Below are 15,532 nucleotides of genomic sequence, written 5' to 3'. Positions count from 1 at the left end.
AATTCCCCATTACGGGGTATTTATGTTTTCTGCTGCCACATTTTCAACGATTAAGCCTGTGAAAAAGCGCAGAAAATTCTCTATTTCACAAAGGCACAATGTTTGATTTTCATCTAAAAAAAATTATTGATTTACTGCATAAAAAGCAGCTAAAAATCTGGAAAACCTGTCTTAAATTTTATATATGATAAATACGCTACCCATAACCAATCTTGAAAATATCAGCCGTTTTGAACATGCAGTCTTTTATTGCATTAATCAATCCTCCGAGCGAATGGCTGTTGGCGTTGTAAGCAACGTAAAAATTGTAAATAACAGCACGCTTGAGTTTTCTGTATCGCATTTCCCTGTATTGGAAAATATATGGAATGTATTTGGCGCCGAACTTTATTTTTATAAGAAAGGCGTGCCATTCAGCATGAATATACACGGTACTGCATGGTTCAATAACAACAACGAATTTACCGTTCAGTTTAAAGTACTATATATAGAAAGTGCAGGTATGCCGGATGTGAAAGAATATTCATTACAGGAAACGCTTACAGAGTTTTTCAGTAATACCGGAACGTTTTTTAAAAGAATGATCGCAACCGGTTTTTAATAACCGTAAAAAATAATTGCATAAATATAAAAGGCCGGAGACATTCAAATCTCCGGCCCTTGATTTTTTAGAGAACTGAATTAATTCAGCAATTCTTTTATTGAAGAATATAATTGTTCTCTTGTAAATGGTTTTTCAAGAAAAAGGTCGGCGCCGTTCTCAAGCGCAATATCTTTTGCTTCCGGGGTATAACCGGAAATCATTACCACTTTCACATCTGGATGGTTTTGCTTGATATAACTTATAAAGTCTACTCCAAGCCCATCGGGCAATTTATTATCCAGTATAATCACAGAAGGTTCTTCCTTTTTTAAATACTCCTGTGCAGCGGCAATTGTTTTTACATGTTCCAGTTCAATAGATTTTTCCTGTAACATAATGTTCAGTAAAAGGCACATATCGCCTTCATCTTCAACAATAAAAATTTTTTTCGTTTGGGCAGGCGGCAGTTTAGTATTCAACATAAATTTTTTGTTTTTGGAATATATAGCAATAGTCTTACCAAAAATACTGCCAGTATAGATTCACGCTGTACGATAGAAAACCCTTTAAGAATGTGTATAATCGTACATAAACAAAAATAAAACCGGCCAACCTTGCGGCTGAACCGGTTTATATAGAGGTTCGTTGATGCAATAAATTAAAAACAAACAGCTTAAATATCTGTCGCTTCACCATAAGCTACAGCCGTTGCTTCTTTCACAGCTTCGCTCATGGTTGGGTGCGGGTGCACGGCTGTAAGAATTTCATGCCCGGTTGTTTCGAGCTTACGTGCTGTAACCACTTCGGCAATCATTTCTGTTACATTAAATCCAATCATGTGCGCACCGAGCAGTTCGCCGTACTTAGCGTCGTAGATTATCTTTACAAAACCTTCTGTTGCACCGGCAGCAGTAGCTTTACCGCTTGCCATGAACGGGAACTTGCCTACTTTAATATTATAACCGGCTTCCTTTGCAGCCTTCTCCGTCATGCCTACGCTTGATACTTCGGGCACACAATAGGTACAACCCGGAATATTGCCATAATCCAACGGCTCAGGCAAATGCGTAGTTTTCTTTTCTGTATAGGCAATATGTTCTGCGGCTACAATGCCCTCACGGCTTGCTTTATGCGCCAGGGCCTGGTTTGGCGTACAATCGCCGATGGCATAAAAGCCGGGAACGTTTGTTTGCAAATATTTATCGGTAACAACCTTACCGCGGTCTGTTTTAATGCCAACCGTTTCAAGGCCGATGTTTTCAACATTCGCCACAACACCAACAGCGCTTAATAAAATATCTGCTTCAAGTGTTACGGTGCTGCCATCCTGTTTTTTCACAGTGGCACGAACGCCGTTGCCGGCAGTGTCGGCTTTTTCAACAGAAGCATTCGTCATAATATCAATGCCCTGTTTTTTATATTGCTTTTCGAGCTCTTTTGAAATTTCCTCATCTTCTACCGGAACAATTCTCGGCATAAATTCTACAATGGTAACTTTCGTGCCCATGCTGTTGTAGAAATAAGCAAACTCAGAGCCGATGGCGCCGCTGCCAACAATGATCATACTTTTAGGTTGCTGCGGCAATACCAGCGCTTCGCGGTAGCCGATTATTTTTTTGCCATCCTGTTTAAGGTTTGGTAATTCACGGCTTCTGCCGCCGGTTGCTATAACAATATTTTTTGCTTCAAGCGTTTGCTTCGAATTATCGGCGGCAGTTACTTCAATCTTGCCTTTGCCTGTAATTTTTGCATAACCCATTATCACATCAATCTTATTCTTGCGCATCAGAAATGCAACACCTTTGCTCATTTTATCAGCCACACCCCTGCTGCGTTTCACCACAGCGCCAAAATCCTGCTTTACATCAGTGGCAGACAAACCATAGTTGCTGCTGTGCTTCATATAATCATATACCTGAGCGCTTTTAATTAATGCTTTGGTTGGAATGCAACCCCAGTTTAAACAAATGCCGCCGAGGCTTTCTTTTTCTATAATTGCTGTTTTAAACCCTAACTGAGAGGCGCGTATAGCTGCCGGATAACCACCGGGGCCGCTGCCAATAACGATTACATCGTATGCCATAATATTTTATTTTTCTGATTGAATTAGCAATTCCAATCATGCGAAAGTAAATGCTAAAAAGGAATTCTTCAATTTTAGGTAATTATGAATTGTTTATTAACTGAATATATATGTTAAAACATTTTACAAGCCCGCTATTGGCCAGGCGTTATACTTTGTTTTCGCAACGTTATTCTTAGCCACAAAAGCCCGGCGATACCTGAAATGACAGAACCCATAAGAATAGCAATTTTTGCATTGTTTATAGTATCCTCATCTTTAAAAGCCAGCATCGTGATAAATATGGACATGGTAAAGCCTATGCCGGCCAGCATGCCTGCACCTATAATATTTTTCCAGCTAACCTGTGAGGGCAGTTGACACAAACCTGTTTTAACGGCAGCAAATGAAAACAATGATATGCCTAAAGGTTTACCAATTACAAGCCCGGTAATTACGCCTATGCTGCTTGCCTGTGCAAGCCCTTCTACCCAATTGGCCGGAATAGCAATACAAGTGTTGGCAATTGCAAATAACGGGAGTATGAAAAAGGAAACGGGCTTATGAAGAAAATGCTGCAATTTATACGACGGTGATTTTTCATCGCCATTTTTAAATGGAATGGTAAAAGCCAGCAGCACACCGGAAATGGTGGCATGAACACCGGAATGCAGCATAAACCACCACATTAAAATACCGCCAAGAATATAGGGTATAAGATTATGCACCTTTAAACGGTTTAAAATAAGTAACACAATAAAGATTGCCAACGCAATCAACAGATTAAGCCATGCAATGGTTTGAGTATAAAATATGGCGATGATGATAATGGCGCCAAGATCGTCTATTACGGCCAGGGCAGTCAGGAATATTTTAAGTGAAGGGTTTACCCTGCGGCCTAATAATGAAAGTATGCCAATTGCAAAAGCAATATCGGTAGCCATAGGAATGCCTGCGCCTGCCCGTGTTTCCGTTCCATAATTGAATAATAAATAAATAGCAGCCGGCATAAACATACCGCCTATGGCTGCAAAAATGGGTAATGATGCTGTTCTGAAATTTGATAATTCACCATGATAAATCTCCCGTTCAAGTTCCAGGCCGATTAATAAGAAGAAAATTGTCATCAGGCCATCGTTGATCCAATGAACAATATCATGCCCTCCTATATCTGTATGCCAAAAATTTATATAAGGTATTTGCAAAGAAGAATTGGCGATGGCTATAGAAAGTATTGTAACAAAAATTAAGATTATCCCGGAAGCTTTTTCGCTGTTAAAAAATTCATTGAACAACCGTGTTAACTGCATGTAATCTTTTAATTAATAGATGATACTGAAATAACGTGTTTTCTTTTCAATATTAGGGAAAAAAACATTCGCAGACGCAGAGTGCTGTAAGCCACAGGCAGCAAGCCGCAAGAAACAAATTCCTAATTCCCAATTCTATTAATTAACCTCCTTTCATCCAAATTTCACTTTTTTGTTTTGCACAATTTTCATCATATTGCGCACCATGAAAAAATTGTTACCCTTATTGCTGATTGCTGCATCACTAAATGCATCTGCACAAAATAAAACCGCAGAGAAATTTGCCGCCGCCATCACGCCCGAAGCGTTAAAGACAAAACTCAGTGTAATAGCCGGCGCAGAAATGGAAGGCCGCGAAACTGCTACGGAAGGCCAGCGTAAAGCTGCGGCGTATATTGAAGATCATTTCAAAAAATTAAAATTATTGCCCGGAGATTCAGGGAAATATCAAATGCCTTATCCCGTTTACCAGGATTCCATAACGGATGCAGCATTTGATGTGTCAGGCAAAAAATTTGCCTTTGCAACCGACTTTTCAATTGCAGGCAGCGGTATTCCGCAAGGCACTTTTACTATCGGTAATATTGCTTTTGCAGGTAAAGGCATAAAAGATTCAACACATAACGACTACGACAGTCTCGATACGAAACAACAATGGGTAATGATTACCGTATCTGCTGAAGAAGAAAAAAGTTTTCGCAGTTTTTACAGGAGAATAATTGCAGCAGCACAATCCGGCGCGGCAGGCGTTTTGATTGTTTCAGATAATTTTCCGAAAGACAATTCTGTTTATAAAGGACGCATGTACCTTAAACCTTCCCAGGTAAAAACGCCTCTGTTTTTTGTTTCAAAGCAGTTGGCTGAAGCGTTGATAAATACAGGTATTAATGAAAATACAGCGCGCAAAAATTATTCAACAACGGCGCAATTACAGATTTCAAAACACATCAACAACCTGCAAAGCACCAATGTAATTGGTGTGTTACCCGGAACAGATAAAAAAAGCCAGTATGTTTTTATTACGGCACATTATGACCACCTGGGCAAACAGGACTCTGTAATTTATTATGGCGCTGATGATGATGGAAGCGGCACTACCAGTGTATTGCAAATGGCAGAAGCTTTTGCGAAGGCACGTGATAAAGGCCATAATCCAAGGCGAACAATTGTTTTTATGACAGTTTCAGGCGAAGAAAAAGGTTTGTGGGGAAGCGAATATTATACAGATCATCCATTGTTTAATCTTGATTCAACTTCAGTTGATTTGAATATTGATATGGTTGGAAGAATTGATCCCGATAGGAATTACGGTGATTCAACCAATTATGTTTATCCTATTGGTGAAGATAAACTGAGCAGCGACCTGATGCGCATTTCAGATAGCATTAATAACACCTATACGCATCTTGAGCTGGACCGAAAGTTTAATGACCCCAACGATCCTAACCGTTTTTATTACAGAAGCGACCATTACAATTTTGCAGATAAAGGCGTTCCTATCATCTTTTATTTTAATGGTGTGCATGCCGACTATCACAGGCCTACAGACACAATTGATAAAATAAATTTTGGCCTTATGGCAAAGCGTGTAAAGCTTGTTTTTTATACAGCCTGGGATATGGCCAACCGTGATGCTATGCTGAAAAGAGATCTGCCTTTAAACGCAGAAAAAAGATAACAGGAAATAGATCTATAAATTCAAAGGATTTAATTCAATTGGGTTGCTAATGCAACCCAATTTTTTTGGAAGAAAGATGTTATACTCTTCTGTCTAAATGAACATACCCGCCATCAACATAAAAAAATTCTCCGTTAATTGGGTTTGATTTTGACGATAATAAAAAGATAGCAGTATCCGCAATTTCATCCGGCAATGTCATTCTTTGTTCAAAGGGAATTTTGGATATAATGGCATTAAGTGATGCTTCAGGATTAGGCTGTTGTTTAATCCACCAGTCATATTGCGGTGTATAACATTCTGCCACTACAATTGCATTTACACGAATATCAAAAGATGCAAGTTCCTTCGCCCATTGTGTTGTTAACCCAAACCGAACGCCATTGGCAGCAGCATAACCCGATGTGCCGCCCTGCCCTGTTTGCGCCACTTTTGAACAGATATTTACAACACTTCCTTTACTTGTTTTTAAAGCATCTAATGCACATTGTGTAATGCTGAAATAGTGGGCAGCATTCACTTTCAGCGATTGTATAAATTTTTCATACGTGCCGTTTTCAAGGCTCACGCCATCATTTAAACCGGCATTGTTCACAACACCGTCAATATGCCCAAACTCATTAATAATGTCATCAATAGCTTTTTTGCATTGCCCTGGATTTGTTAAGTCTGCAATAGCAACAAAACAATTTTTACCTTCCTGCTGCAAAGCATTTGCAAGTTCATCAGCCAGTTGCCGGTTTATATCAATGATACATGGAATAGCATTCTCATCAGCAAGTTTTCTTACAATGCTTTCACCAATACCTCTTGCGCCGCCGGTAACGATTATTATTTTACTGTTTAAATCAAGCTCCATAGTAAAAAAAAATGCAAGATAACAGTTTGACTGTTTGCAGCAACTTTAAACCATAATTCTGTGTGTTGGCGCTGGATAACCGGGCTGGAATGCTGTAAATTTTTCTTTAACCACAATACAGTTATTTTCTTTTTCTGTTTGCTCAATTGCCCTGTTAATAAGAGAACTTAGAAATACCGGTGTTGTTTGAATACGGGCATTTATCAAAATGGAGGCTGCGCCTGCATTACAGGCCTCGCTTACTATAGTTTCATTACCTGAAGCGGTATAACTTATTTTAATTACATCATCAATCAAAAATTTTAAATGCCCAATGGTTAATTTTTCATTCTGTACATTTTTATAAATCTGTTTCGCAAGTTGTATGGCTGTTTGTTGCGCGCTGTTAATGTTACTGTCGATTTTTAATTCCGCATCCAGCCAGGCCAGCATTGCTTCCCCGGCGCCATAAGTGGGATAATCAATATCAAGTGAAGATGGAATAAAATGATTTGTTTTGCTGGTTATAACATCTAACCATTCTGTTGTACTTTCATCATCAGTGCCATTTACATAAATAACCTGTTTGTCCTGAAATTGATCTTTCAAAAAATACCGGACACTGCTCAATGTTTTTTCATCTGCGAGATCAATTTTTGAAACAACAATCACTTCTGCCTCTTCCAGTTGCTTTTGATAGATGTATTGCACTTCTTCATTAAATACATGCTTCTTTTCAACAAAAAGCATGTGGAGCAATTGCACATCAACAAAGGTGGAAACTGTTACTGTTACATCGTTCCTGAATTGCAATAAAGGTTTCATTACAGTTGCAACAATATCTGTACATGAGCCAACTGATTCTGCAAAAATTACATCAGGGCTATTGGTTTGAATAAGCGATTGAATATTTTCATCCAGCGCATTATAATTGCAGCAGAAACATCCGTTGATAACCTGCCGGTTTGGAATAGAATGGCTTTCGAAAAAGCCAGTATCCACCAGTTTTATACCCTGGTCGTTTGTAATAACGCCAACGTTCAATCCTTCTGCCATCAGTACTTTGCAGGCAGTTTGAATAGCTGTTGTTTTGCCGCTGCCAAGAAAACCACTTATTAAATGCACTTTCATATCAATTCAAAATTTAAAAGTAAAAAGGCTGCTTCAATTAAAGGGTTTCTTCTTTTGAATTTTACTTTTTACTTACCTCGTAACAATTACAATCATCATTACAAATTTCAGTTGTTATCTGGAGAGGATAACCTAAAATAATTTCTTCAGCAAGCGCTTCCCGCACATCATCAATAATTACATCAAATTCAAAATCATCATCTGCGTCACTGCTTTCTTTAAAAAGATATATTTTCTTTTTATCACCAGTCTTTAATCCTTTTATTTGTTGCTGAAGTGCGGATAAAATCCCTCCTGAACCATGCAAATAATTTACCGGCAATGTTTGCATGGTATCTTCCAGTATTTCACCATTTCCATTGCGCATAATGTACCGTAAAGCCACTACCCTGTTTTTATCTGCACACAAATTTTCCATTAAGCTTTTTTATTGCCAACAACCGTTTTATCAATATCAATTTTTCCATACAAAACTTTCACAGAAGCCTTGCCCGCTTTAAAACTCACCGTTCCAAAACCTGTTGCCGTTGAAAGGAAAGAAGTAAAGTCACCAATCTTTGAATCAACATACAATGTTTTATCAACCGCATCATAACGCACACCGGTTAAAGCCTGCAACATGCCATAGCTACTCATGGCACGCGCATACCAATGGCCGCATTCATATTCGTTGAAAGGATTACGCACCTTACCATCGTAACGGCTGCGGCATAGTTGTACCACATCCAAACCCTGCTGCACGTGGCCCATTTCCATAAGATGTGCTGCCACCTGGTATTCAATACCCGTCCATACTTCATCGCTGTAAACAAACGGCAATGACAGCTTACCACCTTTCGGCCATGTACATAAAAGCAGGCCGCCTTCATCGCCTAAAGCATACGCAGGCCGCTGCGGGTTAGCATGTTCTTTCAACGAAGTTTTTAAATTGTATTTATGAATAGCCAGTAAATGACTGCTTACTTTTTTATCATCAACAAACGTTGGCAATGCACACATGCTGCCAATCCAGGCGCCTAAAATACCATCACTCAAACAGCCTTTGCCGTATTGATATTTCGGGCCTTCCTGTTTTAAAATTTCTATTGCCTCAGCAGAATAATTACCGCCAAACGATTGCGCTGTTGCCGGGTTCTCCGCTTTCAGGTTTTTATATTCAATATCCTGGAAAAAATATTCTCCATCAAACAAATTTGTTTCAAGCTGCACCTTACCTTTCTTATACAAATCTTCATATTTGCTTACATCTTTATTTAGATGTTTACCCATTAAAACAATGGCAGTTAATGCGCCAAGATAAAAAGATGTTATCATGCCATCAGGCCCCCAAAATTCTATATCATACGTATTATGGTGCGGTTCTTCAACCACGCCTTTGCCTGCAGGGTCCCACGTTGCAATGCAATAATCCATGCTTGTTTTTACAACGGGATATATTCTGCGCAGCCAATCATTATCGCCGCTTATGCGCCATTCCCTGTACACTTTCATGATGCCGCCCAACTGCCCGTCTGATGCCGCATGAAAATCATGTTTTAAAGGGCTGATTGGGAGATTAGCCCTGAAACCCTGGTGACCGACTTTATTTTGGTTCTCGCAAAATTCTGTATTGCGCAATGATCTTTCCAACGTTGGAAAAAGATGGCACATAGCCTGCGCATAATTCCAAACATGCGTGCAGGAACCATGACAGCAACCGCCATCATCACCGCAACCTTCCCATGCCCACAACCTGCCATCATATTGACGCAAAACAGTTGGTGATTTTAATATAGTAAGATTGGCCGCAACAGCTTCCATTACTTCAGGCGGAAGCGTGCTTGCATAAAAAGCATCAGAAAATAATTTTGATTTTGAATGCAGATCACTGTAATTCTTTTTCCAGTAATCGGCCACTTCTTCAACATTTGCAAAACGGCTGCTATACCAGGGTTTATAATTTGATGAAGGGTTTTTCTTTCCATTCGTTACGCCTAAATCTTCAGGCGCCGCACAACATCCGCTTTCAGAGCTGCAATCTTTCTTTTCATCCAAAACAATTTCACCAATATGCATCGCTGTTTCCGGGATATACCACGTCATCATTAACTTAATTGTTTTAGACGCCCCCGCTGCCAATGTAAAAGGCACAAATAATGATGCACCCGGCGCATCTTTTTCAACAACATCAGCGGCCCTTGTTTTCACATCGTGCACTGTATTCCACGCCATCGTTAACGGATCCCACCAGCCACCGCGAAACCAGCAATGGTCAACAATTGTTTTATCATCATCTGCAAACACAGCAAAGCTGCCTTCTGTTTCGGGCTTATCTTTTGCAGCGTCCTGTTTCAATACAAACCCATTAGTAATGCCAGTAATTTTATTAACTGCAGTATCCGCATTCGCTAAAAAATTTTTTGTATTGAATGAAAAAACAGCTTCAAAACTTTGCGTTGTTTTATTGGTGAAAGTGTATTCCAAGGCGCCCGCAGGCAGGCTGCTGTTGTCTTCATCTGTTGGAATAAAAGGGCTCCAGCCTTTAACGGAAACCTGCAAAGGAATATCATCATCCTGCAACTGGATAGTCGCAAAAGGAAAATGTGTTTTAAATTCTGCATTTTGAAAACGCGGCAAGCCATACGTGGTACCTGCTGCGCCGTTGCCTGTTCCTCTTGCACCAAACATCTTCCAGTCTGGCACCTGGCCTTCCAATACTTTAACACCATTCTTTAAACCTTTAATGGCAATAGCAGAAAATAAAGAGGGCTCGTTATAAATCTCCGGCCTGTTACGAATGCTCATGTGCGAAATAGCGCCGGTGCCTTCGAGGCAAAACATGCCTGCGCCTAAGCCCCCAATCGGAAAAGCAATACGGTTTAAATATTCACCTGTATATGGCGTATTATATTTTCTTGCAGGTGCAGGAATATTTTTTTGTTCAACGTTATGGGATATTTCAGCAGTTGTATCTTCTGCTCTTATTATACCCGGGCTAACGGCAATGCCTGTTCCACCAAGCACAACAGATTTTAGAAACGAGCGGCGTTTTTGAAACTTGTCCATACAGAATGATTTTAATGTTATTATGAATTATGCAATATTTTTTTCCACGTAACCACCTAATTCAAGGTATTTTTTATAGCGATGCTGATAGATGTCAACTTTATTTTTATCAGGATAATATTCAACATCAAATCCCTGCCCCATTGCCTGCATAGCATCTTCAACTTTATTATAAATGCCGGCAACAGTAGCTGCAAACATAGCCGCACCCAAAGCACATGTTTGCCCCGATTTATTTATTTTGATAGGCATGTTCATCACATCGGCCATCATTTGCATAATGAATGGCGATTTTTTTGCAACGCCGCCAATGCCTATCAATCCTTTAACAGGAATATTTTGATTAATAAAACATTCAACAATTGCCTTCGCGCCAAAGCAGGTAGCTTCGGCTAAAGAATGAAATATTTTTACTGCATCACTGCCTAAATCCAAACCGGTGATGGTACTTGTTAATAACGCATTCGCATTTGGTGTACGGCGGCCATTAAACCAATCGAGGCTTAATTCATTGTGTTCATGCAAAGGCATCACAGATGCCTGTTTGCTTAATGCAGGGATTATTTTATCGGTGATTGATTTTATGGCGCTTTCATTCAATACATCTTCTGCAAGATGCTGCAAAGGCCACGACAATAAATTTTTGAACCATGCATACACATCGCCAAATGCAGACTGTCCTGCTTCCATACCAATCATGCCGGGAATAACAGAACCATTTACCAATCCGCAAATACCTTGTACAAATTTGCCCTGCATGTCTTTAACAGGCGCCACTAGCATATCGCAGGTGGAAGTGCCCATTACCTTGCTTAAATAATAAGGCTCTATTTGCCCACCCACAGCGCCCATGTGTGCATCCATTGCACCAATGCCCACAATTACATTGGTTGATAAACCTAATGCAGCAGCCCATTCTTTTGACAAATTACCCGCAGGTTTATCTGCGGTATAAGTTGTTGATGGAAGCCTGGAAACATAACCAGCCAACAGCGGGTCTAACGACGTGAAAAATTCTTCCGGAGGAAAACCATTCCATTCTTCCGCCCACAAGCCTTTATGACCGGCGGTGCAAACGCCGCGTTTCATTTCGCTGATATGTTTGCCGCCGGTTAATAAGAAAGGCATCCAGTCAGCATGTTCCACCCAGCTATAGCATGCATCTTTTACTTTTTTATTCACCCGTAAAATATGCAGCAGTTTACTCCAGTACCATTCAGATGAATAAATGCCGCCAACATATTTCAGGTAATTAATATTGAATTCTTTTGCATGTTGATTAATCTCCTCTGCTTCCGGTGCAGATGAATGATCTTTCCATAAAACAAACATGGCATCAGGATCGTTTGCAAAGTTTTCATGCAATGCCAGCGGCGTTCCTGATTCGTCAACGGCGATGGGAGAAGAACCTGTAGTGTCTATTGAAATAGCTTTGATATTGTTAGGAACATCATCGCCTGCTTTTTGCAGGCATTCTTTTATTGTAAATTCCAAACCTTCAATATAATCCAGCGGATGTTGCCGGAACTCATTGATGGCTGCATTACAATAGAGTTGTTTTTTCCATCGCGGATATTCAAATGTTGAAGCGGCAATTTCAGCACCGTTATATGCATCTACGATTATGGTACGCACCGAATCCGTTCCATAATCAACACCAATAACATAAGCTTTATTCATAAGCAAAATATTAACAGCTAATAAATTTCCTTTTAATAAGAGATCAATATATCAACATTATCATCAGCCTGCAATGAAATATTATCAAACCTGACAGAAGCTGTATTTTCTTCGTATGAAAAACTATTTTTAACAGGCTTGCCATTAATAAGCATTTTTATAACAGCAGGTTTTTTATCACAATGCAACTGTATTTGTTGCAATGCCAGATTGCCATACTTTAAAACTATTGAATTTTTTTGTTGGTTATTTTGTATATCCTGTTTGATATTTCCCCAGGCTTCGGCTGTTGTAAAAAATCCTTCAAAATGTGATGGCTGAATTTTAGGATTGAAACTGATAACACCCTGCGGGCCATTATAATAATAATCTTCCAGCGCCAGCATCACGCCCCATGAAGCCATGGCCCTGGCATAGTGATCGCCACATTCAATTTCATTCCATGGATTGTGCTTTTCCGGGCTGTACCTTTTATCAACTGCTTTTACAATTGATAAAGCTTCATCCACCATGTTATCATAAATCATGTTGGTGGCAACCTGGTATTCAATACCCGTCCATACTTCATCGCGGTAGCGCACACCTTTTTCACCCATGTGCTCACTTTTGGGCCAGGTACAAACAAGTAAGCCCGGTTCGCCAAAACTTGCATAGGTTCTTTCCGGCGGATGAATTTTATTTTGCACTGCAACATCCGGCGCCCAATTATATTTCCATATAGATTCCAGTGTTTGTTTCACCTTTTCTTTTGGATAGATATAACCAAGATTATTTAAATGATTCCATGTTTGACCAAACAACTGGTCGCTCAAACAACCATCTTTATACTGATATTCAGGATGTGCTTTTAAATCAACATCCTGAACAAAATACTCACCGTTCCATAATCTTTTTACCGTGTTATTTTCTCCTGCCTGCGCAATTGTGGAGCAACGTTGTGCAAATGCTGTATCATTCATAACGGAAGCCATTGCTGCAGCAGCTTTTAATGCAGCAAGATATAATGAGCCCACATAAGTATTGGCACCATAAAAAGCAATATCATAAGTATTGGCCTGCACTTTTTCAATTAAGCCATCTTCATTACCGTCTTCGTTAATTATGAATTCTGTTGCGCGTTTTATCCTGTCCCAGTTACGGTTTAGAAAGAGATTATTTTTTGAATTCAGGTATTCGCGATACGCTTTTAAAATAGCGCCGGCATGACCATCAATTAAAACACCACCCCAGCCATTACGGGCAAGCACACTGCCATCCTTTTGAAAAGACACATCAAAATCTGTGCGTTCCCGTATATTTCTTTCAAGCTCAGGAAAGAAATGTGCCAAAGCCTGTTCATAATTCCAGACATGCGTACAAGTACCAACACAGGAACCAACACCTTCCCATGCCCAGAATTTATCGTTTGCCCACCACTGACAGGTTTCTGTTGCCAATGTTGAAAGTGGCATCAGCAAACGCTGATTTAACCAGTAAGGAATGGTTGTATTGTTATAATAAGTATCGTGAAAAAGATGAGTTAATTTGGAGAGGCGGCTATAATTTTTCTGAAGATATAAAGCCACATCATGCGAGTTATTAAACCAATTGCTGTACATATTTCCAATGATGGTAGCACCATCTGTTGGTAAAGCTTCATTCCAGTCGTTAGGCAGAATATCAGTAAGATCGCTGCCAAAATAATAAGAAGGGCGATTAGGAAAATACCATGTAAGAAGAAATATAACTTCTTTTGACTGGCCTGGTTGCAAACTGAATGATTCGCCAACACTGCCATTAATTTTATCAATAGCAGTTGCTGATGCAGTTGCTGATTTTGTATTATCATTAAAATCCTTGTAATCAGCATCGCCAAAAGCATTGTTTGATAAAATGCTTAATGATACATTACCAAAATACGGATGATGCTCGGGATAATATTTTTCTTTTGTAACCGGCATATCGCTGAAGCCAATATCATCCAGTGTAACATGGCCCCATCCGCCTTTATCTTCATCCACAATTTCAAAATGTGCCTGCCTGCCCTTCAGTTCTTTTACATCCCAATATTTATCGCTCATGAGTTCAGTATTTGCACCCGTTGCCGTACGCACTATATTACCATCAACTATAAGATTAATACAAGTGGTTGTTGCATGCCTGCCGCCTCCAATTTTAAAAACGATATAATCATCATTAACCGTAAATGTTTCTGATACCATTTTGCCGGTTGTCTTATCTTCATCAATATAAGAATTTACAACTCCTTTACCATTGAAGCCAACAATCCTGCCCTGGTTTTCAAAACTGCCATTTGTGGGTGCGCTGCCAAAAGCATCTCCCGTAACTTTCCATTTGCCATAGCCATTTTCAAAATCATCAAACAACTTTATTGTTGGCTTTTTTTCCGCGCCTGTTTTTTCTGCCCTGGTAAGGCCCATTACAAGTGAAGTAATGCCATCGTTACGAACAATGGCGTTGCGCCTGTTAGCAAGAATATCTTTTGCAATATCGAGGCACACAAAATTTTGCAACCAGCCTGAGAGGCTTACCTGCACTGGTTTTGAAGAATTATTCTTTACAGTGTATTTTAAAATTGTACCGGGTGTTGCAGACTCTTTCGCATTCATAGGAATAAACGGCGAATACACTTCTGATGAAACAGCAACCGGTAATTTTTTTGTTGTTGAATTATAGTTTATAGTTGCGATTGGATATTCACCGACAAACGATATATCATCAAAATCCTTTTTGTTTAAATTGACGTTTGTGGTTTTGCCATCCTGTGTAATTTTTATATTAAATCCCTGGTCAATATAGCTCTTGGGTTCAAACGTTTTATAACAAACTGTCCATGGGCCGAGCGCTGTATTAAAATGGGTAAGCGAGTCTATGCCATAGCCTGTATTATAAGCATTGTTATATATCCACCAATTAGCCAATGTTCCATCACCCCTTACATATAACTGGCCTGCTGCAATACCGCCGCAGGGCATACCAATAGTAAGCAATTCATCACCTTTAAAAACCTTTTTCTGATTGTTATATAAAGACGTTTTCCATGATGCAGGCAGGTTTTTATTTTCAGGAACATGATGCGATGGATCAACAGGCTGCGAAAATGTAATGGCTGCAATAGAAAAAAAACAGATAATTAAAAAGATGTGTTTCATACCTAATTTTTTACATTGATATACTTAGCATGATGTGAGAAATAACCAATCGC

The 15,532-nt window shown here is 39.5% G+C and carries 11 protein-coding genes; 2 read left to right on the top strand and 9 right to left on the bottom strand.

Annotated features, from left to right (window positions below):
- The first annotated feature begins 184 nt into the window (after positions 1-184).
- The gene (locus tag BM015_RS05415; RefSeq protein WP_143075759.1) at positions 185-601 is read left to right on the top strand and encodes a hypothetical protein; all 417 of its coding nucleotides are present in this window, start codon (positions 185-187) and stop codon (positions 599-601) included.
- An 80-nt stretch (positions 602-681) separates the two neighbouring features.
- On the opposite strand, the gene BM015_RS05410 is transcribed toward BM015_RS05415, so the two are convergent.
- From BM015_RS05410 to nhaA, 3 genes are all read right to left on the bottom strand, one after another.
- Complete coding sequence (locus BM015_RS05410) at positions 682-1,065, bottom strand: response regulator (RefSeq protein ID WP_090655641.1); 384 nt, start codon at positions 1,063-1,065, stop codon at positions 682-684.
- 191 nt (positions 1,066-1,256) lie between these two features.
- On the bottom strand, positions 1,257-2,666 hold the full coding sequence (gene lpdA / locus BM015_RS05405; protein WP_090655638.1) for a dihydrolipoyl dehydrogenase: 1,410 nt from the start codon (positions 2,664-2,666) through the stop codon (positions 1,257-1,259).
- Positions 2,667-2,800: 134 nt separating this feature from the next.
- Entirely contained in the window at positions 2,801-3,955 is a 1,155-nt protein-coding gene (gene nhaA / locus BM015_RS05400) for a Na+/H+ antiporter NhaA (RefSeq protein ID WP_090655634.1), read from the bottom strand.
- A gap of 205 nt (positions 3,956-4,160) precedes the next feature.
- Here nhaA and BM015_RS05395 point away from each other — a divergent pair, with 205 nt between their 5' ends.
- On the top strand, positions 4,161-5,633 hold the full coding sequence (locus BM015_RS05395; protein WP_090655631.1) for a M28 family peptidase: 1,473 nt from the start codon (positions 4,161-4,163) through the stop codon (positions 5,631-5,633).
- A gap of 79 nt (positions 5,634-5,712) precedes the next feature.
- Here BM015_RS05395 and BM015_RS05390 read toward each other — a convergent pair whose 3' ends face one another.
- The 6 genes from BM015_RS05390 to BM015_RS05365 form a co-directional block, all read right to left on the bottom strand.
- Positions 5,713-6,492, bottom strand: coding sequence for an L-fucose dehydrogenase (locus BM015_RS05390; protein ID WP_090655628.1), 780 nt, complete (start codon positions 6,490-6,492; stop codon positions 5,713-5,715).
- Between the two features lie 45 nt (positions 6,493-6,537).
- Positions 6,538-7,602: a GTP-binding protein gene (locus BM015_RS05385; protein ID WP_090655625.1), complete on the bottom strand. Its 1,065-nt coding sequence runs from the start codon at positions 7,600-7,602 to the stop codon at positions 6,538-6,540.
- A 61-nt stretch (positions 7,603-7,663) separates the two neighbouring features.
- Positions 7,664-8,020 (bottom strand): peptidylprolyl isomerase, encoded by a 357-nt coding sequence (locus BM015_RS05380; protein ID WP_090655622.1) that lies wholly within the window; start codon positions 8,018-8,020, stop codon positions 7,664-7,666.
- Positions 8,020-10,647, bottom strand: a complete 2,628-nt coding sequence (locus BM015_RS05375; RefSeq protein ID WP_090655619.1) for a GH116 family glycosyl hydrolase — start codon at positions 10,645-10,647, stop codon at positions 8,020-8,022. Before BM015_RS05375 ends, BM015_RS05380 begins: the two co-directional genes overlap by 1 nt.
- A 27-nt stretch (positions 10,648-10,674) precedes the next feature.
- A complete protein-coding gene (locus BM015_RS05370) occupies positions 10,675-12,327 on the bottom strand; it encodes a ribulokinase (protein ID WP_090655616.1) in 1,653 nt (550 codons plus the stop codon).
- A 32-nt stretch (positions 12,328-12,359) separates the two neighbouring features.
- On the bottom strand, positions 12,360-15,479 hold the full coding sequence (locus tag BM015_RS05365; protein ID WP_090655613.1) for a GH116 family glycosyl hydrolase: 3,120 nt from the start codon (positions 15,477-15,479) through the stop codon (positions 12,360-12,362).
- Between the last annotated feature and the right edge of the window lie 53 nt (positions 15,480-15,532).

The sequence above is a fragment of the Parafilimonas terrae genome, from assembly GCF_900115755.1.
GTDB classification, from domain to species: domain Bacteria; phylum Bacteroidota; class Bacteroidia; order Chitinophagales; family Chitinophagaceae; genus Parafilimonas; species Parafilimonas terrae.
The sequence above is the reverse complement of the archived record's forward strand: the minus strand, read 5'-3'. Positions and strand labels throughout refer to the sequence as shown.

Excerpts from the sequence above, each read along its gene's own strand:
- BM015_RS05415 (WP_143075759.1), top strand. The coding sequence starts at position 185 with ATGATAAATACGCTACCCATAACCAATCTTGAAAATATCAGCCGTTTT.
- BM015_RS05410 (WP_090655641.1), bottom strand. The coding sequence starts at position 1,065 with ATGTTGAATACTAAACTGCCGCCTGCCCAAACGAAAAAAATTTTTATT.
- lpdA (WP_090655638.1), bottom strand. The coding sequence starts at position 2,666 with ATGGCATACGATGTAATCGTTATTGGCAGCGGCCCCGGTGGTTATCCG.
- nhaA (WP_090655634.1), bottom strand. The coding sequence starts at position 3,955 with ATGCAGTTAACACGGTTGTTCAATGAATTTTTTAACAGCGAAAAAGCT.
- BM015_RS05395 (WP_090655631.1), top strand. The coding sequence starts at position 4,161 with ATGAAAAAATTGTTACCCTTATTGCTGATTGCTGCATCACTAAATGCA.
- BM015_RS05390 (WP_090655628.1), bottom strand. The coding sequence starts at position 6,492 with ATGGAGCTTGATTTAAACAGTAAAATAATAATCGTTACCGGCGGCGCA.
- BM015_RS05385 (WP_090655625.1), bottom strand. The coding sequence starts at position 7,602 with ATGAAAGTGCATTTAATAAGTGGTTTTCTTGGCAGCGGCAAAACAACA.
- BM015_RS05380 (WP_090655622.1), bottom strand. The coding sequence starts at position 8,020 with ATGGAAAATTTGTGTGCAGATAAAAACAGGGTAGTGGCTTTACGGTAC.
- BM015_RS05375 (WP_090655619.1), bottom strand. The coding sequence starts at position 10,647 with ATGGACAAGTTTCAAAAACGCCGCTCGTTTCTAAAATCTGTTGTGCTT.
- BM015_RS05370 (WP_090655616.1), bottom strand. The coding sequence starts at position 12,327 with ATGAATAAAGCTTATGTTATTGGTGTTGATTATGGAACGGATTCGGTG.
- BM015_RS05365 (WP_090655613.1), bottom strand. The coding sequence starts at position 15,479 with ATGAAACACATCTTTTTAATTATCTGTTTTTTTTCTATTGCAGCCATT.